This window comes from Catalinimonas alkaloidigena (assembly GCF_900100765.1).
Lineage (GTDB): Bacteria > Bacteroidota > Bacteroidia > Cytophagales > Flexibacteraceae > Mooreia > Mooreia alkaloidigena.
Genome location: NZ_FNFO01000005.1, coordinates 368,496 through 394,788, shown reverse-complemented (window position 1 = coordinate 394,788; position 26,293 = coordinate 368,496). Strand labels below are relative to the sequence as shown.

The 26,293-nt window shown below is 59.0% G+C and carries 21 protein-coding genes; 12 read left to right on the top strand and 9 right to left on the bottom strand.

From position 1 onward, the window contains the following. Positions 1–55 precede the first annotated feature (55 nt). Positions 56–1,318 carry a DUF2264 domain-containing protein gene (locus BLR44_RS15330; RefSeq protein WP_089683468.1) on the bottom strand — a complete coding sequence of 421 codons (1,263 nt, stop codon included), beginning with the start codon at positions 1,316–1,318 and terminating at the stop codon, positions 56–58. Positions 1,319–2,129: 811 nt separating this feature from the next. On the opposite strand from BLR44_RS15330, the gene BLR44_RS15320 reads away from it, so the two are divergent. After that, a complete protein-coding gene (locus BLR44_RS15320; protein ID WP_089683464.1) occupies positions 2,130–3,635 on the top strand; it encodes an amidase in 1,506 nt (501 codons plus the stop codon). A gap of 1 nt (position 3,636) precedes the next feature. On the opposite strand, the gene BLR44_RS15315 is transcribed toward BLR44_RS15320, so the two are convergent. Next, positions 3,637–4,632, bottom strand: a complete 996-nt coding sequence (locus BLR44_RS15315; protein WP_089683462.1) for a YihY/virulence factor BrkB family protein — start codon at positions 4,630–4,632, stop codon at positions 3,637–3,639. 213 nt (positions 4,633–4,845) lie between these two features. On the opposite strand from BLR44_RS15315, the gene BLR44_RS15310 reads away from it, so the two are divergent. Beyond that, positions 4,846–5,493, top strand: a complete 648-nt coding sequence (locus BLR44_RS15310; protein WP_143017311.1) for a DUF6624 domain-containing protein — start codon at positions 4,846–4,848, stop codon at positions 5,491–5,493. Between the two features lie 181 nt (positions 5,494–5,674). On the opposite strand, the gene BLR44_RS15305 is transcribed toward BLR44_RS15310, so the two are convergent. Further along, positions 5,675–6,280: a 5-formyltetrahydrofolate cyclo-ligase gene (locus BLR44_RS15305; protein WP_089683459.1), complete on the bottom strand. Its 606-nt coding sequence runs from the start codon at positions 6,278–6,280 to the stop codon at positions 5,675–5,677. Continuing rightward, the gene (gene bshC / locus BLR44_RS15300; protein WP_089683456.1) at positions 6,273–7,841 is read right to left on the bottom strand and encodes a bacillithiol biosynthesis cysteine-adding enzyme BshC; all 1,569 of its coding nucleotides are present in this window, start codon (positions 7,839–7,841) and stop codon (positions 6,273–6,275) included. The genes BLR44_RS15305 and bshC overlap by 8 nt, the downstream gene beginning before the upstream one ends. A gap of 154 nt (positions 7,842–7,995) precedes the next feature. On the opposite strand from bshC, the gene BLR44_RS15295 reads away from it, so the two are divergent. The 3 genes from BLR44_RS15295 to BLR44_RS15285 all read left to right on the top strand — a co-directional run bounded on the left by BLR44_RS15295 (position 7,996) and on the right by BLR44_RS15285 (position 9,881). Continuing rightward, positions 7,996–8,499 carry a hypothetical protein gene (locus BLR44_RS15295; protein ID WP_143017310.1) on the top strand — a complete coding sequence of 168 codons (504 nt, stop codon included), beginning with the start codon at positions 7,996–7,998 and terminating at the stop codon, positions 8,497–8,499. A gap of 69 nt (positions 8,500–8,568) precedes the next feature. After that, entirely contained in the window at positions 8,569–9,138 is a 570-nt protein-coding gene (locus BLR44_RS15290; protein ID WP_089683452.1) for a DNA-3-methyladenine glycosylase I, read from the top strand. Positions 9,139–9,272: 134 nt separating this feature from the next. Continuing rightward, positions 9,273–9,881, top strand: coding sequence for a tetratricopeptide repeat protein (locus tag BLR44_RS15285; RefSeq protein WP_089683450.1), 609 nt, complete (start codon positions 9,273–9,275; stop codon positions 9,879–9,881). Between the two features lie 80 nt (positions 9,882–9,961). Here BLR44_RS15285 and BLR44_RS15280 read toward each other — a convergent pair whose 3' ends face one another. From BLR44_RS15280 to BLR44_RS15265, 4 genes are all read right to left on the bottom strand, one after another. Beyond that, positions 9,962–10,549, bottom strand: coding sequence for a DUF3347 domain-containing protein (locus tag BLR44_RS15280; RefSeq protein ID WP_143017309.1), 588 nt, complete (start codon positions 10,547–10,549; stop codon positions 9,962–9,964). Positions 10,550–10,596: 47 nt separating this feature from the next. Continuing rightward, positions 10,597–12,759, bottom strand: coding sequence for a heavy metal translocating P-type ATPase (locus BLR44_RS15275; protein WP_089683446.1), 2,163 nt, complete (start codon positions 12,757–12,759; stop codon positions 10,597–10,599). Positions 12,760–12,923: 164 nt separating this feature from the next. After that, positions 12,924–13,013 (bottom strand): hypothetical protein, encoded by a 90-nt coding sequence (locus BLR44_RS29400; protein WP_410493089.1) that lies wholly within the window; start codon positions 13,011–13,013, stop codon positions 12,924–12,926. A gap of 111 nt (positions 13,014–13,124) precedes the next feature. Next, positions 13,125–15,800: an MGH1-like glycoside hydrolase domain-containing protein gene (locus tag BLR44_RS15265; protein WP_089683442.1), complete on the bottom strand. Its 2,676-nt coding sequence runs from the start codon at positions 15,798–15,800 to the stop codon at positions 13,125–13,127. Between the two features lie 562 nt (positions 15,801–16,362). Here BLR44_RS15265 and BLR44_RS15260 point away from each other — a divergent pair. The 6 genes from BLR44_RS15260 (at position 16,363) to BLR44_RS15235 (ending at position 24,553) form a co-directional block, all read left to right on the top strand. Then, on the top strand, positions 16,363–17,241 hold the full coding sequence (locus BLR44_RS15260; RefSeq protein WP_176956066.1) for a DUF2911 domain-containing protein: 879 nt from the start codon (positions 16,363–16,365) through the stop codon (positions 17,239–17,241). A 105-nt stretch (positions 17,242–17,346) separates the two neighbouring features. Further along, positions 17,347–20,040, top strand: coding sequence for a TonB-dependent receptor (locus BLR44_RS15255; RefSeq protein WP_089683438.1), 2,694 nt, complete (start codon positions 17,347–17,349; stop codon positions 20,038–20,040). Next, positions 20,040–21,014, top strand: a complete 975-nt coding sequence (locus BLR44_RS15250) for a DUF4249 domain-containing protein (RefSeq protein WP_176956065.1) — start codon at positions 20,040–20,042, stop codon at positions 21,012–21,014. The genes BLR44_RS15255 and BLR44_RS15250 overlap by 1 nt, the downstream gene beginning before the upstream one ends. A gap of 31 nt (positions 21,015–21,045) precedes the next feature. After that, complete coding sequence (locus BLR44_RS15245) at positions 21,046–23,193, top strand: hypothetical protein (RefSeq protein WP_089683433.1); 2,148 nt, start codon at positions 21,046–21,048, stop codon at positions 23,191–23,193. An 83-nt stretch (positions 23,194–23,276) separates the two neighbouring features. After that, on the top strand, positions 23,277–24,008 hold the full coding sequence (locus tag BLR44_RS15240; protein WP_089683431.1) for a hypothetical protein: 732 nt from the start codon (positions 23,277–23,279) through the stop codon (positions 24,006–24,008). A 59-nt stretch (positions 24,009–24,067) separates the two neighbouring features. Then, complete coding sequence (locus BLR44_RS15235; RefSeq protein ID WP_143017308.1) at positions 24,068–24,553, top strand: tetratricopeptide repeat protein; 486 nt, start codon at positions 24,068–24,070, stop codon at positions 24,551–24,553. Here BLR44_RS15235 and BLR44_RS15230 read toward each other — a convergent pair whose 3' ends face one another. Beyond that, the gene (locus BLR44_RS15230) at positions 24,554–24,763 is read right to left on the bottom strand and encodes a hypothetical protein (RefSeq protein WP_089683427.1); all 210 of its coding nucleotides are present in this window, start codon (positions 24,761–24,763) and stop codon (positions 24,554–24,556) included. 218 nt (positions 24,764–24,981) lie between these two features. Between BLR44_RS15230 and BLR44_RS15225 the strand changes: the two genes are divergently transcribed. Further along, on the top strand, positions 24,982–26,235 hold the full coding sequence (locus BLR44_RS15225; protein ID WP_176956064.1) for a TlpA disulfide reductase family protein: 1,254 nt from the start codon (positions 24,982–24,984) through the stop codon (positions 26,233–26,235). The last annotated feature ends 58 nt before the right edge of the window (positions 26,236–26,293 follow it).

The following is a 26,293-nucleotide window of genomic DNA, read 5'->3' as shown; positions in this document are numbered from 1 at the left end:
CAACAGGGATGGTGGAGCACCGGCAAGTTACAGCAGCGCGGGCAAAGCCCACAGGCTACACGCCAAGGGCATGATCGGGCGGTACGTTCAACCCCGCCCATACCTTTTTGGCCGTCCAGTCGGCATCGGCTTCCGACCAGAATACATCGTCCGGGGGCAGGCCGAGCGGCAGCAGCCCGACGCTGCACAGGTACAAACTGCCCGTCGAAATGTAGGTTTCGGCAATGTCGGGCTGGTGGCCGAAAAAGCCGATGCGCAGCCAGCCGTCTTTGTCGAACGTGCCCGGCGCCTCGATCATGCGGTGGATCACCGCCGTCAGGGCGCTCCGCACCTGCGAAGGCTGGATGTGGAGCGGCAGTGCGCGTAGCAAGGCCATCTGGGCCAGTAACTGAAAGGCCCCGAAGCGGTACGGAAGCGAGCGACCGATGGGCGGAAATGTGCCTTCCGGCGAAATGAGCCGTTCCTGAATTTCGGCATAGCGTTGCGCCCGCGCCAGCACTACGTCCAGGTGTTCGCCCAGCGGATGCTGGTACTTGTGCAGCACGCGCAAAATGTCGAGCAGCATCGGCTGGATCACATAGCTGTTGTAATAGTCCCAGTGAAAATCGGGGCCGTCGCCGTACAGGCCGTCGCCTTTGTACCACTCCAGGTGTTTGCGCACGGCCAGGTCCACGCGCATTTCGTCCCAGGGTTGGCCTGCGTCCAGCAGAAACGCTTCGACCATGGCGCTGAACAGGAGCCAGTTGCTGTAGTAAGGTGCAATGGCCCGCGACGAGACCATCGCGTCGATGAGGCGCTGTTGCGTGGTAGCGTCGGCTTTTTGCCAGAGTTGCGTGGGGGCACGCAACAACCCGTGCGCCAGAAACGCCGCATCGACGAGCGGCTGCTTCCCCCGGTTAAAGTTCATAAAATCGGGTCCCTTCGGATCGACGGCCTGTTGCAGCGCCCGGTGCGTCACCTGCAGGTAACGGTCGCGCACCTGTCCCTCCGACGTGCTGTCCGGTCCCAACTCAAGCCAGGGGGTCATTCCTGCCAGTAAGCGTCCGAAGGCTTCCAGGTACGTTACCTCACGGCGGTCCTGTTCGTGCCCGGCTTTCGCTTCCACAGGCATCCGTTTTTTCAGTTTGCCCATCGCCAGGTTGTCCAGTACCGGGTCGGCAATGCGCGCCAAGGTCGAATACCAGAAGTGGCGCACATTCGCGGGACCCTCCAGCGACGTTGCGCTGCGCAGCGTAGTCGCTGCTTCGGGCGTAGCGTGGGCAAGGGTAGGAGCCAGCAATAAAGCGGGAATGGATTTGGCAAAGGTACGGCGGTGCATGGGTGCTGAGTGGTCTGTCGGTTGTGTTTACCCGATCCGACTTTTCTTTGTACTCCTAGCGCGTGCTAAGCCAAACAGGAAGAAAAGAAAGCCGTAGATCGTGTGATGAAGAAAACCGTAATGAATGAGTAGATAAAGTAAAATTAAGAACAGAAATGTATTCCCAAAGGCATATCGGTCAATGTTGTCTTCGTCGTGCCAGGCACGTAGGCTTAAGCCGGACGTCAGCAGCAGTAGCATCGGGACGACCTGGAAACTCGTAAAGATCGTACCTCCTGACATCCTAAGCTCGTAAACTTCGTCTTCAACCTGGACAAAGCTGGTCTTGACCAAATTGAAAATTTGCGTAGACCGTACCTCCACAACTTCGGTGGGCCACCAAGCGAAAGTACTGAAACGAGGCACTTGGTAAGCATGCGCCTCCGTAACCAAAAGTTGTGTGTTTGAAGGCGAGCGCCCCGACTGATACCGCCCTCGCGACTCGTACTGTTGTTTAAGGTAGAGAACACGATCGTACGACGTGGTCAGAGGGAATACATTCAGATCCAAAAGGAGCAGCGTACAGAACCCTGCGTAAACGATGCAGAGCAACCGGCTGACCATCACAATGACTTGCATAGACGCACACGGATGAAAAAAGCTGAAATGAAACTAAGCGGAAGACAAGCGTTAACAAAACTCGCCTGGTGTCGCGTGTGTAAGGTGATGGCCGCTCAATGAACAGAAAGTTGGAGAAAGGTGACGACACTATTTACCTGCAATTCCATAATATCGCGGGAGACAATTGTATTCTTTCAGAACTGATACACGTTTGGCAACGCTCCCTTTTCCCGAATACGCGCATTTTGACGCTACCGGCCTAGCGGACCTCATCCGCCGGAACGAGCTTTCCGTGCGGGAAGTAGGCGAAGCCGCCATGGCGCGAATCGAGCGGTACAACCCGGCCCTGAATGCGGTCGTGCACAAGCTGTACGACCAGCTGGACGTCTGGACGCAGCAACCCGTGGCCGGACCGTTGGCAGGGGTACCGTTTTTGTTAAAAGACCTCAATACCGCGTTTAAGGGCGCGCCGCTCACGGCCGGGTCGCGGGCCTTGCGGCACCGGGTGGCGCATGCGGACAGCGCCTATGTGCGGCGGGTGCGCGCGGCGGGGTTGGTGGTGCTGGGGCTGACCAACACGCCGGAATTTGCCCTGATGGGGGTAACCGAGCCGGAAGCCTACGGCCCCACGCGGAACCCTTGGCAGACAGCCCACACGCCGGGCGGGTCGAGCGGCGGCGCGGCGGCGGCGGTGGCGGCAGGCATGGTGCCGATGGCCGGGGCCAGCGACGGAGGCGGGTCCATCCGAATTCCGGCAGCGTGTTGTGCGCTGTTTGGCCTGAAACCGAGCCGTGGGCGCGTTTCGGCCGCACCGGAGTACGGCGAGATCTGGCAGGGCGCGTCGGTGCCCCACGTAGTGTCGCGGAGCGTACGCGACAGTGCTGCCATGCTGGACCTGTTGCAGGGCGCAGAGCCCGGCGATCCGTACGTCATTACGCCGCCGAAACGTCCCTATGCGGACGAGGTGCGGCAGGAAGTCGAACCCTTGCGCATCGGCTGGAGCGTGGCGCATCCGTTGCCGCAGGGCGACGTGCACCCCGACTGCCAGCAGGCGGTCGCAAAGGCGGTCAGGATGTTAAAAGAAGCGGGCCATACGGTCGAGGAGGTGCCGCTGCCGTGGGAGGGTGTGCAGGTGACCGACGCGTACCTGATGATGTATTTCGGCGAAGTGGCCGCCACGGTCCGGCAACTGCGGGGGGACCTGGGCGGTCCGGCGCGCCCCGGCGATATCGAAGAGGCTACCTTTACCATGGCGTTGTTGGGCGAAACGTTTACCGCCGGCGATTTTGCCGAGACGCGTCGTCAGTGGAACGCGATTGCCCGCCGCTTCGGGGCGTTTCACGAACGCTACGACCTGATGCTGACGCCCACGCTGGCACAACCGCCGCTGCGTGTCGGGCAAAACCAACTCAAAGGAATGGAACGACTGGGGCTGAAGGTGCTGAATCGGATGGGAGCGGGCAAGCTGTTGCGCAAATCGGGCGTGGTGTGGGACACTGCCAAAAAAAATCTGCAGGCCGTTCCTTATACACAGGTGGCCAATTTGTGTGGGTTACCGGCCATGTCGGTGCCGTTGCACTGGACCGCGGCGGGGCTGCCGTGTGGCGCGCAGTTCATCGGGCGCTTCGGGGCCGAAGACGTGCTGTTGCGGTTGGCGGCGCAGCTGGAACGCCAGGCACCCTGGTTTGCGCGCCGCCCGCCAGACTACGCCGAATGAGCTACTCCGTCGAAAAATCTTCGTCGTCTTCGTGTTTGGAGCGCGTTCCGGCAATGAGCGCCTCTTCGTAGCGGGAAGGATCTTCGATCTCCTGCCGCACCACCCGCACCGCATTTTTGGCCGGGACGATGTACTCGCCCCGTCGGCGCATGTAGACGTAGATAAACTCCGCTCCGATGAAAAATATCCAGGCCGAGTAGTTCACCCACAGGATCAGAATGACCATGGAGGCCGTGGCCCCGTACGTAGAGTCATAGTCGCTTTGCCCGAGGTAAATGCTGATCAGCGATTTCCCGATCGAAAACAGCACGGACGTCAGGATCGCCCCGCGCCACACAAACCGCCACTTGAGGCGGACGTCGGGCAGAAACTTGAACATGGCCGCAAAGACCAGCGTCAGAATGGCGAACGTCAGCACGTACTGCATCCCTTCCAGCAAATACACCGAATACCCTTTGATCACGTCTTCGATCAGGTTGCGGAACGCCACCAGCAGCGTATTGAAGACCAGAAAAAGCAGCAGAAGGGCGCCACAGGCCAACACCATGGCGAACGACAACACACGGCTGATCAGGAAATACAGAAACCCGCGTTCGGGTTTGGCACGCACGCCCCAGATCAGGTTGAGCGAATCCTGCACGGTGGCAAACAGAATGGTGGCCGAGAAAACCAGCGTACCGACCCCGATCAGGCGGGGAATAAACTTCGACTCTTCTAGGTAAGCGTTTTCCACGATCTTCTGCACGCCCAGTGCCGCTTCGTCGCCGATCAGGGCGCTCAGGTTGTCGAAAATCTCGCCGCTGAACGCGTCCCGACCGTAGACGGTCCCGGCCGAATAAATCACGATGATGATGATGGGCGGCAACGAAAAAATGGTGTAATACGAAAGTGCGGCCGCCAGCTTAAAGCAGTTGTCGTTGATCCACTCTTCGTACATCTCCTGCACGAAGGCCCAGGCACCTTTGCCGCGGCGAATCAGAATCTTTCGTTTGGACATGGACAACCAGAAAAGTGAACCTGAAACTTACATCCGATTTCGGTCGGAAAAGCCCTGAACAATAATACAGGAATTCCTAACAATCGCCTTTCTGGCTGCGTAAACCTTTTCAGAATCAGGTGGTTAATAATCTTTGGATTTTTATAAAAAATCTCGCGAAAAACTAGTTTATTTGCACCCCCGCTTGACCGCGTGGTAGAATCTCCCTGGATCATGAAAACGTCGTTTGTCTGGATTGGAATGTTGCTGTGTTGGCAAATTGGGTATGGGCAGTTGGGTTACCCGGGGGGCGGTGTGCTCACCGTGGAGGAGGAAGAATTGCGTTTTCGGATCTTGCAATTGCGCGACGAGCGCGCGGGCCTGGAAGAGTCGCGCCTGGAGATTTTCCGATTGGAAGGTCCGCACTCCACGACGTATCAGCAAGTGATGCAGGAAATAGCCCGAACGCTGGCCGAACAGACCGACGAGTTGTTTCAGATCGTGTCGCGCTATGGCTGGCCCGACCGCACGCTGGTTGGTGACGACGGGGCCACGGCCTTCTGGCTGTTGGTTAAAGGAGCCGACCTGGAATTTCAGAAGGTGTGCGTGCCATTACTGGTACGTGCTGCCCGCGAAGGGCGGGTAAATCCGCTGCAGGCGGCCGTTTTGCAAGACCAGGTGCTGATTCAGCAACACAAAAAGCAGTGGTACGGAACGCAGTTTTTCTACGAGGAAGAGACCGGCAAAGTCACGTTGTTTCCGGTCGCCGTGCTGGAAGACCTGAACCACCGCCGCGCCAGCCTGCACCTGGAGCCCATCGAAGACTACCTCCGCAAGTGGCAACGGGAGCAGGACAACCTGGCGCTCCAGGAAATGCAGTAAGGTACGCCCACGCTCCGGTGTGGAAGCAGGTGGTTGCTGATTAACGTCAAGGATGCCTCCCTTCTCCCAAGCGGGATGTTCCGGGCAGGTGTCGCTGGGCCACTGCCGCCCCTTTTTAAGAAACTTGTTGGATAACGAAAGAAAGCTAATGCCGGGCAGGAGACCCCGTCGGGAAGCGAACTTATTGCCCGTTGGTCGCGGGTGGCGCAAACTGGTAGACTTTGTCGGGCGTCACACAGTAGTGTAGCGGAATGTCGGTGTCGTGCAGGTCGTCGATTTCGTCGACCGGGCCGAACATGGAAACGCCGATGCGCAGCGCATCTGGGCGGCAATGGTGCAAAAAACGATCGTAGAAGGCCTTCCCGTAGCCTACGCGATGGCCCTGTTTGTCGAACGCCAGCAGGGGGATCAAAACTAGGTCGATCTCTTTCGCGTCGACCGGCCATACTTCGATGGGTTCCGGAACGCCCCATTTGTTCGAAATCAGCTCGTCCGAAAGCTTAAAACGCGTGGTTTGCATCACCGAATTTTCGAAGTCGGTGATGTAGGAAGTCACTAACTGAACGTTGGCGTAGTCTTGTTCAATCGCTTCGATGATGTAATTGGTGTTGACCTCCTTGCGGATCGGCATCGAGAGGAAAACGTGCAGTACCCGTGTCTGGCTGAGTTGTGGCCCGAATTTATCGATGAAACGTTGGCAAATGGTCTTGCTCTTCTTGTCGACGTCCGGCCCCTTCAATGTTTCGCGCATCCGCAGCGATTCGGCACGGGCTTCTCGTTTAAGCATGATCAGTCAGTATAAAAAAGCTGAAATCGAATGGCTCTAAAGTTTCTAGCAGTTGGTGGAGGAATGCACTATCATTCAGGTAGAAAGATAGAAAATTTTCGGTACGTTCCTGCAGGTTGCCCTCCGGAAACAGCTTGTCTTTGAGTGTTGTAATCTGTTGCAGTGCCGTCTCTTCCTGCTTTTCTTCGGCCTTTCGTACACGCTTGCCGATCGTCTCCAGCACCTTTTCGGCCTTCCGCGCTTCGGCGCCTACAAACCCTTCGAGCGTAGGATCGATAGCCACGGCCTTCTGGCGAATAGCTTCGAACAGCGCAGCCATCTGCGTCGACTCTTCGTTTAGTTCAACCCGTTGCCCCAGCGTCTCTTCCATGTACCATGCCTTGATGTCCTCTTCCGGCTGCAGCAGCAGGGCGGGAGGCAAGCCTAGTTTGTCGACGCGCCGTTGGTTCGGTTTGTTGACCACCAATGCAAAATTGCGGGGCATCACGGCCGGGAAGGGCACGTCGAAATGGTCGAAAATCCCTTTCAGTTGCAACCAGTAGGCCACTTCGGCGGGACCTCCGATGTAGGCCAGGTTTGGCAGAATCAGTTCCTGGTACAGCGGGCGCAACGCCACGTTAGGGCTGAACCGTTCCGGATGGTCGGCCAGCAGTTGACGCAGTTCGTCAGCCGAGAACGACAGGTCCGTGTTGAGGACGTAGAAGCGATCGTCTTTTTGTTCAATCCGCTCGCGGCGCTGATCGTCCAGGTAGAAGAAATTAATTTCCCGAACGTATATCTGTTGTTTGTAGCCCGCCTCTTCCAGTTGACGGTTGGTTTTCTCCGATTCTTGCAACGTGACGTGATCGAACAGATCGGCCTCCACCACCGGGCGAAGCGTTTGCTTCAAGGTCGCGTGGTCGGCATCGAGCACCAGCAGCCCTTCTTTGCCGAACAATTCATTCACAAAGTAGCGCGTGGCGGCGGCCAGGGTCGGGTGGTCGGCATACGCCCGCTCAAACAGCGGTACGTGTTCGGCCAGTTGTGCCACCACTTCGGTCAGGCCGTTCGGCTGGAAACGCCCCACGGCCCCCTGTTGGTCGGTTTGCCACTCGTAGCGCTTGCCGAACAACGTAAAGTGATTGATCTCCTCGAAATCGTGGTCTTCGGTGGCCATCCAGTAGACCGGCACAAACCGGTAGTCGGGATAGCGCCGGGCCAGTTCGCGGGCGGTGTTGATGGTCGTAACGATCTTGTACATAAAGTACAGCGGACCGCTGAAGATGTTGAGCTGGTGACCGGTCGTAACGGTGAAAGTCCGTTCGTCAGTCAGCGCGTTCAGGTTCTCCGCCGCCTGCGGGTGCATGTACACGCTGGCGTATTGTTCTTTCCACACCTCGGCGAGGCGCTCGCGCTGTTCGGTCGGGAACGAGGCGGCTTTGGCCCGGATGATCTGCTCGAAATGCTCAGGCGCAGGGTAGTGCTGGTAAAAGGGAGCCACACTTTCTTTCCGGGTAATGTAGTCCTGGAAAAGCGACGAAAAGAAAGGGGTTTGCGCCAGAGGAACGCGGTGGCTGAGCATACTGCAAAAATGTGTTAGGGGGCCAAAGGTAACCGATTCAGGTACAATAATGCAATCGTAGCGGAGGAAGCCCTCCAGAATAACAGAAAGTTAATGGAGTTAAAAGATTTCGAATCGATTTAGCGTTATCTTTGTCGAATTAATACACGAAGAGATGTTACGCAAACGCCGTCGGCAACGGGAGAGAGAGGCTATTCGGAGGGTGCTGGATCGCCAGAAACTGGTTTTTGGTATTCAGGTGAGTTTGTTAGCGGTGGTGCTGGGAGGCTTTATGCTCTGGGCCTGGTGGACTTACCGACCGGTGCGTCGCTGGACGCCCCCCGGCGAAATCTGGATCTATACCATTGCGACGCTCTACCTGGCCATTTTGGTCGGGAGTCAGATCGCCTTCCGGAAAGTGCTGGAGCGCATTCCGGTTCGTCAGCGGCTTCGCACCAAAATACGCTACTACTTCTACGCCAACCTGATCCGCTACAGCGGTTATGAAATCGTCGGGATGTTGTGCATCGGGGCCTACTTCTTTACCGGGCACCTGATCTACCTGGGCTTCACGCTGCTGAGCCTGGTGCTGTACATTATTTACCGTCCGGCGCGCGAAATCATTGTGGAAGAGCTGCATCTGCACGAGCGCGAAGCGCGACTTCTGTTCGAAGCATAAGCGACTTCCGCGCTTTCAGAAAACGTCCGGTACTGCCCCGTATCGGACTTCTTTTTTTAACTTACCTCCATGAAAACCCGTTGCACCTGGGCCGAGGGAAAGTTTCCGGCCTACGCCCTTTACCACGACGAAGAGTGGGGCGTGCCCGTGTTCGACGACCGCAAGCACTTCGAATTTCTGGTTTTGGAAGCCGCGCAGGCGGGCTTGAGCTGGGCTACCGTATTGCGTCGCCGCGAAGGGTACCGGCGTGCCTTTGCCGACTTCGATCCGGGACAGGTCGCCCGGTTCGACGAAGCACGCATCGAGGCGCTTTGTCAGGACGCCAGCATCATCCGCAACCGCGCTAAAATTCGGGCGACGGTACACAACGCCCACCGTTTTCTGGAACTACAGCAGGAATTCGGAAGCTTCAGCACGTACCTCTGGGGATTTGTCGACGGAAAACCGATTGTCAACACGTGGGCTTCGTCTGCGGAAGTGCCCGCCCGCACAGCACTGTCGGACCGGGTAAGTGCCGACCTGCAAAAGCGAGGGTTCAAGTTTGTGGGCAGTGTGGTGATCTACGCGCATTTGCAGGCATGCGGGTTGGTTAACGACCACACAACTGACTGCTACCGCTGGGCTCAGGTACAGCACTAATTTTTTAAGGAGAAGGACCGCCTTTGCCACTGCCGCGCAATCGGAACCGGTATGCTGCACGTATATACCTCTAGCGAAAGGCCGCGTCTGTAGCGCGGCAATCGACTGATAATCATTCACTTAATTCCTCTCCTATGTTACGCTCCACCTTAGTTTTTCTTCTGTTGCTAGGCAGCCTTGTGCTGACAGGCAAAGCATGGGCCCAACCTGTTGCGCCGGGCATACCCAACGACACGGTAGCTTACGACCCTCCCGGTGCCGCCGAGGCACTTTATGCGCAGGGAATCAAGTATTACACCGGCGATGGCGTGGCGCAGGATTACGCACAGGCCCTGGAGTATTTCTTACAGGCTGCCGCACAAAACCACGCCTGGGGCGCTTACATGGCCGGTCAGCTTTACTACATCGGGGTGCCTGGCGTGCCGCAAGACTTATCCAAAGCCGTCGAACTGTACGTGCAGGCGGCTACCTTGGGGTTGGCGGAGCCCCAGTTTCTGGTGGGCACTGCGTTTTACGAAGGGCAACTGGTGCAGCAAGACTACCAGGCGGCTGCGGAATGGTGGCAGAAGGCGGCCGATCAGGGACGCGCCGACGCGCAATATGCGCTGGGCGTGCTGTACCAGAACGGGGAGGGCGTAGCGCAAGATCTGTCGAAAGCGACGGCGTGGTTTGAGAAGGCCGCCGACCAGGGCAATGCCGACGCCGCCAAGGCCTTGCAGGGACTGAGTTCTACCCAGAAGTAGACGCGGACGTTATGCCATAGAAAAAGAAAAGGCTCTGTTGCAATAACAGAGCCTTTCGTAAAGCTTGCCGGCGGTGAGGGCTAGTACGTGAGCGTCTCGTCGACGCGACCGCATTCCAGCATCTGATCGCCAAAGTAAGGGTTGCGGATCTTCTCGTTGCTCGAAAGCCAGAACGCGCCTTCGTTATCGAACGCCATGGGGCAATATTGTTGGTACAACGTTTCGCCTTCGGGCAGATGAAATTCCTTTACCGCCGCGGAAAGCTCTTGCGAAAGCTGCGAAAAGGCAGTCCGCTGTTCTTCCAGGTTGTCGGTGCCGGCCATTTGCTCGGCCAGCCCGTCTAGTTTTTCCTTGATATCGAGCCACTGTTCCTGCTGGCTTTCGTCCAGCGAGTCGATGCTGGAGTCGACCAGTTCCCGGCGCAGGCCATCGGCCGCATCGCGCACCGCCACTGAGTCAGACTCCACCAGGGCGTCTTTCACCAGCAGGTAGTTCTCGACTACTTTGTATAATTCGCCCTGAAAGCCAGGGTAGTCCTTGTCCACAAGTTTTTGAGGCTCGTCCGAGGCCGCTTCGTTTTCGTAGGCGGCTTGCTGTCGGGGTTGGTCGCAACTGGCTACCATACCGCCCAGCAGAAGGAGTAAAAAGAAGAGAGGTGCTTTTTTCATGATGTAGTTCACTATATGCTTGTACAAACGGAGGTCAAAAGTAGGGGTTACACGCGATCCGACTTCATGAAACGCAGCCGCAGGGAATTGAAAATAACGACTACGTCCGAACCTGCCATGGCCAGGGCGGCAATCATCGGGCTGAGCATGCCCACCGCTGCCAGCGGAATGGCCAGGACGTTGTAGAAAAACGCCCAGAATAAGTTCTGTTTGATGACTTGGATGGTCCGGCTGCCCGTGCGAAACGCATCGCGGAGGTAACGCAGGTCGTCGTGCAACAGAATGACCTGCGCCGACTGGATGGCGACCTGGGTAGCGTTGCTGAGCGAAATGCCGACGGTAGCGCGGGCCAGGGCCGGCGCATCATTGATGCCGTCGCCCACCATGGCGGTAGGATGCTGCGCTGAAAACGTTTCGATCGCGCGGAGTTTTTCTTCGGGCAATTGCTCGGCCAGCACACGTCGGATGCCGACCTGGCTGGCAAGGCGTTCGCATTTTTCCTGCCGGTCGCCACTCAACAGTACCGTTTCGATGCCCTGTTGGTTCAAAAAGCGTACGACGTCGGCGGCATGCGGCTTGATCTCGTCTTCGATCCACACCGCGCCGATCAGGCGATCGTCTTCCCACACGAATAAATCGGCATCGGGAAGGGGCGGTTCATCAGGACCTTCACCGGCCAGCACGGGTACGGCCGTCAGCATGCGCTTCGAGCCGACGGCGACCTGCGTTCCCTCCGGCGTCCGGGCACGGATGCCCTTGCCCCGTACCTCTTCCACGTCCAACAACGGCACCTCGGGCGCCCCCGCCAGCGCCGCCACCACCGACTGCGCAATGGGGTGGCGCGAGTGTTTTTCCAGGTTATAGAGCAGCGTGCGCACGGTCTCTTCGGTGCGGTCGTAGGCCTGCAACTGCCGGATGGCGAAACGCCCCGTCGTGAGGGTGCCCGTCTTGTCGAAAACTACCGTACGCACCTGGTTGAGGCGCTCCAGCGTGTCGGCGCCTTTGATCAGCACGCCGTGCCGCGCCGAGCGACCGATGCCCGTAATCACGGCGGTGGGTACGGCCAGCCCCATGGCACACGGGCAGGCAATGACCAGCACCGCAATGGCCCGTAGCATCGCCGTCTGAAAGGCGGCATCGGCCAGCCAGAGGTTCAGGACAAAGGTCAGCAGAGCAATGCCCAGCACGACCGGCACAAAAATGGCGCTGACGCGGTCGGCCAGCTTCTGCACCGACGGCTTTTGCGCCTGTGCGTTTTTGACCATGTCGATGATTTGCGAGAGCACCGTCGCGCGCCCGACGGCCGTCGCTTCCACGCGCAGGCTGCCTTCCTGGAGCACCGTGCCGCCAACCACCCGATCGCCCGGCTTTTTATCGACCGGCAGGCTCTCGCCTGTCAGCATGGCTTCGTCGACACTGCCTTCGCCACGCACAACTTCGCCATCGACCGGAATGCCCTCGCCGGTGGCGATCAGCAGACGTTGTCCGACATGCACCTGTGCGGCCGCTACTTCCGTAATGGTTTCTGCTCCGGTGTTCTCGTCTACGGTGACCAGGCGCGCCGTGGGGCGTTGCAGGCGCACCAGCGCTTCCACCGACGAAGTGGTTTTTTTGACGGCCCGGTGTTCCAACACATTGCCCAGCAACACGATGGAAACGATGCTGGCCGCCGTTTCATAAAAAAGGTAGTCGGGACCGAGGTGCAGCAGCGTGCCGGTCAGGCTGTAGATAAACGCCGCCGTCGTGCCCAGAATGATCAGCACATCCATGTTCGGGACGCCCGTACGAAGCGAACTCCACGCGCTGCGGCCAAAGTGCCAGGCCCCAATTAAGTACACCGGGGTGGCCAGCGCAAGCTGCACGTACGGATGGTGCAACCAGTGCCACGACACCACCATGTGGAGCAGCAACGGTAGGGTGAAAATCAGGCTGACGTAAAATTTCTTTTCGATGGGCAGCAAGCCGCTTTTGTCGGAAGCGGGTGTTTCCCCGCGGGTACTGACCTGATAGCCGAGGCGCTCGATGCCTTTCATGACTTCCTTCAGGCGGTCGGCCTGCGGCAACGTGAACGTTGCTTCCGACGAAGCAAAATCGACGTTCACGTCCTGAGCGCCCTCTTTTTCGAGGTAGCGGCGCACGCCCAGGGCACAGTTGGTGCAGGTCATGCCCTCGACGTTGAGTTCTATCGGATGCGTAGTTTCGGTTTCCATAGGCTTATCTGTCGTGTGGCGAAAATACCGATCGCCTCGGTTCGGGAGGCCATCACGCCACCATAAAGACAAAGCTGCACCGGATGCAGTTCACTTTCGGCACGGCCGCCATAATCTGGAAAAACCAATTAAAAATTAAGAAAACACCCGGCCCCGCCTCGGCGCTACGTCGGCATTTTGTCGATGGAGACCGTAAAACGGGAGCCTTCGCCCGGTTGACTTTCTACGTGGATAGAGCCTCCGTGCAACTCCACAATCTTCTTCACGATCGAAAGGCCTAGCCCGGTGCTTTTCTCGCCGCGCAGGCCCCGCCGCCGTGAAAGGTAAGCGGTACCACATTTCTGGGAAGATGACTTTTTAGGGAATTAGCTGGAGGGGCGGTTGCCGCTTTGTTGAATCAGCTTGGCGACCAGCGCCGTCCAGCCCGTTTGGTGCGAAGCGCCCAGCCCCGCGCCGTTGTCGCCGTGGAAGTACTCGTGGAACGGAATCAGGTCACGCCAGTGCGGATCGTGCTGAAACGTTTCGTTGTCGCCGAACACCGGGCGGTGGCCCTGCGCATTGCGGCCGAACAGGCCGATCATCCGCTTCGACAGCTCGACCGACACTTCCCAGAGGGTCAGTTCGTGCCCTGAGCCCGTGGGATATTCTACCTTGAACGACTCGCCGTAGTAGTAATCGAATTTCTGCAGCGCCTCGATCAGCAGGTAATTGATCGGAAACCAGACGGGGCCGCGCCAGTTGGAATTGCCTCCGAACAAGTCACTGTTCGACTCGGCCGGTTGGTAGTCGACCACGTGGGTTTCGTTGTCCAGGTCCAGCCGATACGGATGCTCCTGGTGAAATTTGGACAGAGAACGCAGGCCGTAGGGCGATAAAAACTCGTTTTCGTCGAGCATGTAGGCCAGGACTTTGCGCAGACGCTCTTCGTCGACCACCGAAAACAGACGCCGTTCGTTTTTGCCCCGGCGGCTCACCGAGGCGGCGTTGGCACACAGGTCGGGGCGGTTTTTCATGAACCACTCCATGCGGTCGGCAAAATGGGGCAGGCGCTTCAACAAGTCGTCGTCGATGGTGTCGACCGCCAGCAAGGGAATCAGGCCTACCAGCGAGCGGACGCGCAGGTACCGGGGCGGTTGGCCGGGCTGGTGCAGCACGTCATAGTAGAAATCGTCGCGGTTGTCCCACAGGTCGATCTCGTTGCGGTGGCTGGCGATGGGGCGGTCGTTGATGGCGTAGGCGATGTAGAAAAAATGCTCCAGAAACTTGGTCGCCACGTCCTCGTACGTAGGGTCCTGGCTAGCCAGTTCCAGGCTGATGGCCAGCATGTTGAGGCAGAACATGGCCATCCAGGCCGTCGCGTCCGACTGGTCGAGCCTTCCGCCGTCCGGCAGGGGGGCGCTTCGGTCAAAGACGCCGATGTTGTCCAGCCCCAGAAACCCTCCCTGGAACAGGTTGTGGCCTTCCAGGTCCTTGCGGTTGACCCACCATGTGAAGTTGAGCAGCAGTTTGTGGAATACTTTTTCGAGAAAAGCTGTATCGCCCTTGCCACGCAGCCGCCGTTCGATGCGGAACACACGCAGGGCGGCCCAGGCATGGACTGGCGGGTTCACGTCGCTGAAGTTCCACTCGTAGGCGGGCAGCTGGCCGTTGGGGTGCATGTACCACTCGCGCAGAAGCAGAATCAGTTGCTGTTTGGCAAAATCGGCGTCGATCAGCGCCATCGGAATGCAATGAAACGCCAGGTCCCAGGCGGCGTACCAGGGATACTCCCACGGGTCGGGCATCAGCAAAAGGTCGCGGTTGTTGAGGTGAGGCCAATGGTGGTTGCGCCCTTGCCAGCGTGTTTCCGGCGGCCGGGGTTGGGTGGAGTCGCCCTTTAGCCAGCGCGTCAGGTCATAATGATAGAACTGCTTGCTCCAGAGCAAACCGGCCAGCGCCTGCCGTTGGATGCGTTGCAGGTCTTCGTGACAACCGGCCGGCGACACGGTCTGGTAAAAGGCATCGGCCTCTTGTTTACGCTGCGCCAGAATGGCCTCAAAAGGGGCTTCCAGCGCTGCCGAAAGAGGATAGCGGTTGGTGAGGCGCAGCCGTAGGGTCTGCGTGGCACCCGGTGCTACCGTGAGGCGATAGCGTACGGCGGCTTTGGTCCCGACGCCTGCGGGGTTGACGGCCTCCTGCACGCCCCGGATTACGTACTCGTGGAAGGCATCTTTGACGTACGGCGTCGCGTTGGGCACGCCGAACAACCGCTGATCGTTCGTTTCGTTTTCGGTGAACAGAAGCTCTGCGTGGGCATCGTGCTGGCACAGCAGCCACCGCTTGCCCAGTTCTTCCTGCTCCGCTTCGATCACCAGCGGCTCGTGCGGGTTGGTGGTAAGGCGGCGCAGTTGCGGCCGGGCGACCGCCCCGCCGTTGCGGTACCACGACCAACGGTTGCGGAACCAGAGGGTCGGCAGCACGTCGAGGGTTGCCTCTTCGGGACCTTGGTTCGTGACCCGAATTTCGATCAGGAGGTCTTCCGGTGCGGCTTTGGCGTAGACCACCTCCACATCGAAGTAGCGGTTCTGCGCAAAAATGCCAGTGTCCATCAACTCAAATTCCGGGTCGTTGCGCGTCCGGCGGCCGTTTTCCTGCACCAGATGATCGTACGGAAATGCCCGCTGCGGGTACTTGTAAAGCGCCCGGCACCAGGCGTGCGTCGGGGTGTTGTCCAGGTAGAAAAAGTACTCTTTCACATCTTCCCCGTGGTTGCCCTGGCTGTTGGTCAGGCCAAAAAAGCGCTCTTTCAGAATAGGGTCCTGTCCGTTCCACAACGCCAGCGCAAAGCACAGCAGCTGGTTTTCGTCGCAAAAGCCCAGCAGACCGTCTTCGTTCCAGCGGTAGACGCGGCTGCGGGCGTGGTCGTGCGGAAAGAAATTCCAGGCATCGCCGTTGGCGCTGTAATCTTCCCGGACGGTTCCCCAGGCGCGTTCGCTCAGGTAAGTGCCCCATTTTCGCCAGGTGGGCGGCCCTTCGTGTAGTCGCTTTTCTTCTTCGGTCATGAACAAGTAAGAATGAGTGAATGAGTGAATAGGTATTCGCGGAGATCGATTCGATGCTGAAACCGGTGCACACTCGGCGCGAAAAGTACGGTTCCGGTCGCCAAAGACGCAAAGCTGCTGTCTGAGCTCAGACGGCAGAGAAAATGGCGGCGGGGCGGGAAGGGCTTATGCGAGGACGGAGCGGGTGCGTGCAGCATTGCGTTATAACCGGGTGTGTGGCCACCGGCGGAGGCTCGGGCGGGGCCGGAGTGCCGTTTCCAGTGGATCTGTTCTCCTGTTTACGACGTAGAAAAGACGCCGTAGGTTGAGGCGCATCGTCCTCCCGCTGCCCGGTAGAGCCCGGACACCCGTGCACAGAGCCCGACTAAAATCAGGATGTAGCGAATCAAAACAGTAGGAGCTTCCATACCTAAAGGTTCGATGAGGGCATTGCCTCCTACTAAATACGCTTCTGTGGGGAAACAAGGCATTAAATCCGAATTAAATCAAACGGTTGTCTGTCGGGCGATTTATCCTGATTTTTGCCGAAACGCTAGTCTACGATCCAAACTACCTGATGCTGATGAAAAAGTTTTTCTGTTTCCTCGTTCTGATGTGTTTCAGCCTGCCCCTCTGGGCGCAATTGCAGTTGCCGCAGCCCAGTCCGTCGGCAACGCTAACGCAAACCGTGGGCCTGACCGACGTCACCGTCGAGTACTCGCGTCCTGCAAAACGCGGCCGTACGGTCTTTGGCGAATTGGTGCCCTTCGGCGAAGTGTGGCGTACCGGAGCCAATGCCTCGACAAAAATCACCTTTTCCGATCCGGTCACCTTCAGCGGCCAGCAGTTGCCCGCCGGGCAATACGCGCTTTATACCATTCCGCAGGAGGGCAACTGGACGGTCATTTTCCACAAAAATCTGGAGCACTGGGGTTCGGATGGGTATGCCGAAGCCGACGATGCCCTGCGCGTAACGGCCCCCGTCCAAAAGACGGCCCTGCCGGTAGAGTCGTTCACGATCGGCATCAACAACGTCGACAACGAGCAGGCCACGCTCGACATCGCGTGGGACGATCGGATGGTGTCGGTGCCGTTTACGGTCGATGCCCACACCAAAGCCCAGGCCAATATCCAGCAGGCCCTCGCGACGGCGGGCGACAACTGGCAACCCTACGCCCAGGCCGCCAATTATTACCTCCAGAACGACCTCGATGCCGCTCAGGCAATGGCCTGGCTCGACAAATCGGTCAGCCTGACAAAACACTTCTGGAACCTGCACCTGCAATCGGTGGCGTATGCCAAGCGCGGCGACTATCAGCAGGCACTCGCCACGGCCGAACAAGCACTGCCGCTGGCGCAAGAAGCCAACAATCCGTTCTACATCGGACAGATCCAAAGCAACATTGCCGACTGGCAGACCAAAGTGCCTGCCAAAGGGAAAAGCAAGAAAAAGCGCAGCTAAGAGCAGGGCATGTGTCTAAAAAAAGAGAAGCCGGGTCGATTTTAACCCGGCTTTTTTGATTTCCTGTCCGAGGATGGTTAGCTTGTCTGGCAATCGCCTCTTTCTGTGAAACCACCCACCCGCTACCTACTTTTTTGCCTCTTCGGGCTGTGCGCTTTTTTTTCGCTTCGGGCGCAGCAGGCCACCGTTCAGGTAACCGACCGGTTCGAAAACAAACCCGTCGCCCAGATTCTGGCCGACTGGCAACAGCGCTATGCCGTGCGCTTTTTTTACCAGCCGCCCTGGCTGGCCGGGCAGACCGCCACCGCTACGTTTCAGGAGACGCCGCTGGCGCAGGCATTGGCGCAGGTACTGGCCTCCAGCAAGTTGTACGCCTTGTTTTATAACGAACGCTACGTTGTGCTGTCGCCCGAGCCGTTGGGCGATGAGACCAGGCAGGTGACCCTGATCGACACAAACCAAGTGCAGGATGCGCCGTTCGGGCCGTTTCCGGGCGGGAGCGACTTCGCCCTGAGCGGCTATGTACGCGAAGCCGAAACCGGCGAGACGGTGATCGGAGGAGCAGTCTACATCGAAGAACTGGAGCGTGGCACGCAAACCAACGCCTTTGGCTTTTACGCCCTGAAAATTCCGGCCGGGCACTATCACGTCTATTTCCGGTCCATTGGCCTGGAAGATCAGATCGTGGAGGTAACGCTTACGGCCGACCAGACGCAGAACGTGGAATTGCGCGATGAGGCCATCCAGTTGCGTGAGGTGACGGTGATGGGCGAGGCCGAAGACGCCAACGTGCGCGACGTGCGGATGAGTGCGAGTAAGATGGAAATCAGTACGATGAAGCACATTCCGGCCGCTTTCGGCGAGGTCGATGTGGTGCGGAGCCTGCTGCTGCTGCCCGGCGTTACCAGCGTGGGCGAGGGGAGCGCGGGCTTCAACGTGCGGGGCGGCAGCGTGGATCAGAACCTGGTGCTGCTCGACGACATGCCTATTTTCAACGCCTCGCACCTGTTCGGATTCTTCTCGGGCTTCAACCCCGATGCGGTCAAGGACGTGACGCTGTACCGCGGGGGCGTACCGGCCTCGTACGGCGGACGGCTTTCGTCGGTGCTCGACGTCAAAATGAAAGACGGCAACACCAAAGAGTGGACCGCGCAGGGCGGCATCGGCATCGTGGCGAGTCGCCTCACGGTCGAAGGTCCGCTGGTGAAAGACAAAAGTTCGCTGCTGCTCAGCGGGCGGGGCGCGTACGCCGATCTGTTCCTGAACATGATTCCGAACGATACGGTCCGCAGCAGCCGCGCCTCGTTCTACGACGCCAACCTGAAGTGGAGCTACATTTTCGGGGAGCGGAGCCGGGTCTACGTATCGGCCTACCGCAGTGGCGACCGCTTCCGTCTGGCGGGCGACACGACGTTCCAGTGGGCTACCACGGCCGGTTCGGTGCGGTGGAACTACCTCCTCCGCAAAAACCTGTTCGCCAACCTGTCGGTGGCCGCCAGCCAATATCAGTACGACGTGAGTCAGATGCAGGACACCGCCCAGGCGTTCCGGTGGCTAGCCGATGTGCGCTACCAGAGCGGGAAGCTGGACATGAGTTACTATCCGGGCAGTAAAAACCAACTGACCTTCGGCGGCAGCCTGACGCGCTACGAGCTGGAGCCCGGCAATTTCCAGCCCGGGGTTTACAACCGGACGGAAGCGCCTCAAAACCTGGACAACACCTACGGGCTGGAAGCGGCGTTCTATGCTTCGGACGAAATTAAACTGGGGGCGCGCGTCACGATGCAACTCGGCCTGCGCTATTCGTTGTACCAGCAGCGGGGGGCGGGAAAAACCTATCTTTTCCGCGAGGGCGTGCCGCGCCTGGAATCGGCCCTTGTCGATACGCTCTTTTACGGAACCGATGCGCTGATGCAGCAGTACGGCGGATGGGAGCCGCGCCTGGCGATGCGGATTGGCCTCAGTGACCAGACGTCGCTCAAGCTCAGTTACCAGCGCATGCGTCAGTACATCCACCTCATTTCGAACACCACGGCCGTTACGCCGACCGACATCTGGAAGCTGAGCGACCGTTACCTGCCGCCGCAGATCGCCGACCAGTATACCGTCGGATTGTTCCGCAACTTCCGCAGCAACGCCTACGAAACGTCGCTGGAAGCGTATTACAAACCCATTCAGAACCTGATCGACTACCGGGAAGGCGCAACCCTGCTGCGCAATCCGCTCCCCGAAACGGCACTGCTCACGGGGCAGGGCAAGGCCTATGGCGTCGAATTTCTGATCCAGAAAAAAGAAGGGCGTCTGAAAGGGTGGATGAGCTATACCTACTCGCGCACGTTGCGGCAAATCACCGGTACCTTTCCCGAAGACCAGATCAGCCTCGGCGAATGGTATCCCGCCAACTACGACAAACCGCATCTGCTCAACCTCAACGGCACGTACCAGATCCGGCAGCGGGTGCAGTTTACCGCCACGTTCGTCTACAATACGGGACGCCCCGTGACCTATCCGGTCGGGCGCTTTCAGTACCAGGGCATTGCGCTGCCCATCTACACCTACCGCAACCAGGGGCGCATCCCCGACTACCACCGCCTCGACGTGGCCCTGACGCTGGAAGAGTCGCTGCGGAAATCGAAAAAGTGGCGGGGAAGCTGGACCTTCGCGGTCTACAACCTCTACGGCCGGCGCAATGCTTATTCGGTCTTTTTCCGGTCGCGGGGTGGGCTCTATCCCGAGATCTACAAGCTGTCGGTCATCGGCGCGGCCATTCCTTCCATTACCTACAACTTCCGTTTCTGATGAAAAACCTACTTTTTATGCTGGGGACCTGGGTCCTGTTGGGAGGGTGCATCGAACGCATCAATCCGGAACTGCCCAAGAGTGAGCCGTATCTGGTGGTCGATGGCACCATTACCGATCAGCCCGGTCCTTACCAGATTACCCTGCGCGAATCGGTCGGGTTCAAGCAGGAAGACGGAAGCTGGAGCCTGCCTCCGGTCGTGGGCGCGCAACTGTCGATTACCGACGGCGGCGGCACCGTAACGACGTTGTACGAAGTAGAAGATGGGGTTTTTCAGACCCCCGATCGTTTTCGGGGCGAAGTGGGGCAGACCTACACGTTGCACATCACGCTCGAAAACGGGCGACAATACCGCTCGTCATCGGAACAGTTGTGGGCCGCCGGAGCCGATACGCTCTACGCCGCGTACCTGACCAGCGATGACCCGGAAGAGCGGGCGCATCAGTTGATTGCCGAAGTGGACGTTCGGGAAGGGGAGGCGCAGTTTTACCGCTGGACCTTCGACTATTACTACCAGGTCAATACCGAAATTCAGTACCCGGCCTGTTGCCCTACCTGCTACATCTCCAAAAACAGTTTGAATTCGATCGTGATCGACAAGAGCCAGGGAGGGCAGCAGTTGCGCACGGTGCTGGTCAAGGTGCCGTACAAAGCGCGCTACAAAATTATGTACTGGGTCGAGCAGTATACGCTCACGGAACAGGCCTACAATTACTGGCGGCTGATCGACGAGCAACAGAATGCCGTGGGTGGGTTGTTTGATCCGCCACCGGCGCTGATCCGGGGCAACCTCACGTCCGAAACCGATCCCGACGAAGTGGTGCTGGGCTATTTTCAGGTGGCGGCGTACCAGCGCAAAAAAGTTTTTATGTACCGGGACGAAAACGACCCCGTGCCCATTCCGATGGTGATCAAAGGCGATTGCCGCCAACTGGCCGACGCCTCGGTCGAAGAACCGGAAGGGTGGGAATAAGCGCTCCGTCTTCCTCAAAAAACAAACGTTTATGCGAGATGTGTTACGTCTGATTCTGCTCGGGTGGCTGACGTCCTCGGCACTGAGCTATGGCCAGGAAGCTCCCCCGCGTGCCGAAACCGTCGCGCTGGAGGCTGCGCGGGAGTGGTACCTCTTGGGCGACTCGGTCTGGTTTGTCGCCGGAGTGGCAGGTGGTGCGGAGCCGCGCAGTCAGGTGGTGTATGTAGAGCTCATCAGTCCGAACGGCCAGCTGATCCGGCGGCACCAGCTGACGCTGGAAAAAGGCCTTTGCGCCGGCGTGTTTGCGTTGCCCGATACGTTACCGGGGGCCTACCAATTGCGCGCGTTTACGCGCCTGATGGCGCAGAGCGCCCCACCCGCCGTGGTCCGCCAGACCATCTGGGCGTTCCCGCCCCAGACCGAGCATGAGTTTGATCCCGAAGTGCACGTGCCTGATGTGACACACCTGACGCTCGCTCCGGCAGGAGGTCTTTTGCTGGCCGACCGGCCGACCGACGTGGCGTTTCGTGTGGTGGGACAGGCGTCCGATCTGGTGTTGCTCGACGACAGCAATCAGGTACGCAAAGCCATCGAGATCCCTGCCGGGGGGCTGGGCACGTTCGCTTTGCGTCCCGAACGCGACCGCCACTACCGCCTGCGCTTCCAGAATGGGGCGCAGAAAATGCAGTATGTAACGCTGCCGCCCGTTCGCACCGAAGGTATGCTGGTGTGGCTGGATACGCTGACGCCCCAAGGTTTGCAGGCCCGACTCCAGCGGGTGGGACCGCCCCGCTCCGGCACTATAGCGCTGGTGCAGGACGAGAAAACGTGGCACCAACAGGCCCTGGCGATGTCCGATAGCGTAACGCGCGTGACGTTGCCGACGCAAGGCTTGCCGGGCGGATGGTATGCCCTGATCGTTCGCGACAGCCTGGGTCAGGAACAGAGCCGCCATGCCGTCCATCTGGAAGAACCCGCTCCGCTACAGATAACTTTGAATCGGCCCGATTACGCCCCCCGGGGAACGGTGACCGGGACTGTGCACGCCGCCGGACTGGCCGAAGTGGCCGTGGTGGTGACAGAACTTGAGCGCGAAGCACCGGCGCTGCCCGAGACGCCGACCCTGTGGCCCCTGCTTCGGCCGGTCGATCAGGCCAAGGCAACGCCCCCGGCTTCGGCCGTGGCGACGGGTACACCCGAACAGGAGCAGGCCATCCGCGGGCGCTTGGTGGCAGAAGGCACGCCGCTGGTGGCCCGGCGGGTGACGTTGTCGGTGCCGGGACCGCTTCCGGAATACGAAATGACCCTGACTGATGCCGAGGGACGTTTTTCGTTCCCCGTGCTGGCCGCGCGGCCGACAATCATTTCGGCGGTTGCGGCCGACGAACCGGGCGCACGCCTCGAGCTGGAAATGGACCGGCTTTCGGTGCCGGTAGCGCTGGAAAAGCCCGCGTTGCAGGACACTACGGGGTTGGGTCGCTGGCTGGCCGAGGCCCGGCTGCGGCACCAGATCCACCGCGTTTACTTTCCCGATACGGCCCAGCCCGCTGCCGACTACCGCTTGCGGCGTCCGTACGAGCGGCCTACGCTGGTGCTGCCGTTGGACGATTACCTGAGCATCGCCAGTGGAGAAGAGCTGATTCGCGAGGCGGTGATGGAAGTGAAAGTAAGCACGAAAAAGGGGGAACGCCGTCTGCAGGCTCTCAATCCGTATTCCAAAATGTTCTACAAACCGCCGCCCCTGTTGCTGATCGACGGCCTGCCCGAAGACGACCCGACTCGCTTTCTGGACATGCCTGCCCGCGACATGATCGCCGTGGAAATTCTCCGCGTACCGCAATCGAACCTGGAAATGGGAACCGAGGGGGGCTATGGAGTGGTAGCGGTCTACACGCGTGCGGGCACGTACCATCCCAGTCGGCCCGAACTGGTGCGGAAGTTACCGTGGGTGGGGTATGCGGGGCCACAAGTCCTGCCCGCGCCTTCGCTCCCCGCAACGGTGCCCGATTTGCGTGCTACGTTGTATTGCCGCACGCTGCCGCTCGATGCTCAGGGACAGGCCACGTTTTCGTTTCCGCAGGCCGATCAGCCCGGCCGTTTCCAGGTACAGGTATTCGGGGTAGATGCGGCGGGCCAGTGGCACGAGGCCAGCACCACCTATTCGGTCGTTTTTCCGTGAACTTCTCAAACCGACCACAGGGCTACGCTTCCGACCAATCCGGCACCCTATCTTTGCGGTGACGTTCGAAACCGGAGGCGATCATGAAGGAAATTCTGCGGCGGGTGTTGCTGGCGTGTTTGCTGGTGGGGGGCACGTTGGCGCTCATCGGCAACCACGTAGCGAACCATTACCTCCGGCAGCCGTACACGGCTCCGGCCGAGCCTACTTTTCAGGTCCATCGAGCTTACCTGCCCGAACAAGCGATTCCCCAGGCCGACGACCTACAGCGTACGTACGGGCACAACAAATGCATCCCCGAGGCCTTCAAGTGGCAGATCCTGATCGCCCTGGCGCATTACCCCGAACTGCGCGATGCGACCATCGAATTCATCGTGAAACCGGCCCTCATTCCGGCGGCCTCCCGTCCCGCACCGGTCAGCCTAGTGCGGACGAAAGAGCGGTGGGTCTACCGTGTGATCCTCTCGTCGGAGTCGTCGTTAGAAGGAACCGAAAAAGCGCTGCTTAAAAATCTGAGTTTCAACGCGCAGGTAGGGGTAATTGGCCACGAGTTGGCGCATACGGCATTTTACCAGAACAAGTCCCGGTGGGAGATGATGGGCATCGCGCTCGCCTATCCGTTTCCGAAATTCCGGGCCAGGTTCGAGAAAGATACCGACCGCCGCACGGTCGACCACGGACTCGGCTGGCAGCTCTACGCCTGGGCCTCCGAAGTGCGGCAGGGGCCGTATCCTGACCTGCTGGATACGTACTACCTGCGGCCCGACAGCATCCTGACGCACATGCGTTCTTCCCACCTTTATCAATTTAAGTAGAACTTTCGCGAGAGGTTTCGGTTTAATAGCTACAATACTTATTTGGAGGCAGCAGCCGTATGGCGAGTGAGAAACAACAGGCATTGGCCTATCTTTTTGCGCAACTGAGAGCAACCGAGGACCATCGTATTGCCCGACAACTGGAAAACAAGATCTGGTGTTGGTGGATGCAGAGTGGCGACGATGCGCTGGACCAGACGTTGATGCGGGGGTTCGTCGCGATGAGCGAAGGAGCACTCACGGAAGCGATTCGGCTCTTTACGGAGGTGATCGAAACGTTGCCCGACTTTGCAGAAGGGTGGAACAAGCGCGCCACGGCCTATTACCTGCGGGGAGATTACAAGGCGTCGGTCGACGATATTCAGAAAACGCTGGTCCTGGAGCCGCGCCATTTCGGGGCGTTGTCGGGTTGGGCAACCATTTGTGCACACCTGGGCGACGACGAAGGAACGCTCTACGCGCTGGAAAAGCTGTTGGAGATTTATCCCCACCAACCTTCGGTCGTAGACGAAATCCGGGCCATTCACCGCCGCCTGGGCCGCTGATCAGGGCGTGCTCAGGTCGGTCGTGTCGGGCATTACGTCCTCAGGTTCGACCTGCTTCAGCTCCTGTTCCTGCAAATCGGCCGGAATGGGGTCGTCGGGGCTGGTGTATTCGGACAAAAGCCAGATGGCAATCACCAGGATGATCACCGCCAGAACCCAGGGCATCAACGGTTTTTTGCGGGTTTTACGCTTGTAGTCAAAGTCAGCCATACCAGATAGAATGAAGGAAGTGGTTACGATAAGATACGCAGGGACGCGCACGAAGTTAAAATGAAACGGCCGAAAGCTCTGTGCCCCCGGCGGCGTGTCCTTTAAATCCGCTCCTTTGTCTGGCGGCCGACGCTTGTGTTTCGCCGATTCTTCCCAATTTTGAGAGGCAGCCTAGCCCTTCCCACCGTAGTTTACTATCATCCATGATTTTACGAGCCATGCGTCTACGCGTTTTGTTTGCCCTGATGGGTATTCTTTTCTTGATGAGTTGTCAGCCCGGTACTTCGGAGCGGCAGTCGACCGAACCGGTTGCGTTAAAAGAAGGCACCTGGCGCGCCACGTTGCAACTGCCCGATGCCGAACTGCCGTTCCTGATGGAAGTAGCCAACGGCACAGACGGCACGCCCGTCCTGACGGTGATCAATGGGGAAGAGCGTTTGCCCCTGAACGAAGTAGAAATCTCGGGCGATACGCTGCGTGCGCCGTTGCACATCTTCGATGCCGAGATTGTGGCACAGGTGACGCCGGAAACCATGCAGGGGTACTTCGAAAAGCTGGATACCGAAACGGAATACAAGGTGGATTTCGCCGCCACGTGGGGAAAAGACTACCGCTTTGCGCCGGTCAGCCAGGAGCCCGCGTCCGACGTGTCGGGCAAGTGGGCGGTGACGTTCGACGACGGCGAAGACCCGTGGGAGGCCGTCGGGATTTTTGAGCAGGAAGGCACGCACCTGTCGGGCTCGTTTGCCACCGCCACCGGCGACTACCGTTACCTGGACGGCGTGGTGCGGGGCAACACGCTGGAGCTTTCAACCTTCGACGGCTCGCACCTCTACGTGTTCACGGCCGATATTCTGGGCGATTCCATGCGTGGTAAATTCGAATCCGGCCTCACCGGTCACTACACCTGGACGGCCCGCCGCAATCCGGACGCGGCCCTGCCCGACGCCGATACGCTGACGCATCTCAAAGAAGGCTACGATCGGGTGGCGTTTTCGCTGCCCAATGTGGAAGACGGCCAGCCGCTTTCCCTCGACGACGCGCGTTTTCAAAACAAAGTGGTCGTGGTGCAGATTTTTGGGACGTGGTGCCCCAACTGCATGGACGAGACGGCATTTCTGGGACCCTGGTACCGTGAGAACAAAGACCGCGGCGTGGAGATTGTGGGCATGGCGTTCGAGCGAAAAAATGACCTGAATTACGCGCAAACGCGCATCCGGAAAGTGAAAGAACGCTTCGGTGTCGAGTACCCGTTTGTGTTTGCCGGCACCACCGCCGAGGAAGACCGCGCCAAAGCGCTCCCCGCCCTCGATCACATCATGTCGTTTCCCACCACGATCTTCATCGACCGTCAGGGAAAGGTGCGTCGCATCCACACCGGTTTTAGCGGCCCCGGCACCGGTGAGATGTACGAAGAATTTGTCCGCGACTTCAACCAGACCATCGACGAACTCGTTGGGGAGGACGTGTGAGACGTAGGCGGTTGAGGCGGTACAAAGCAGAAGGTTGCTGTGGTATGGGACCAGAAGG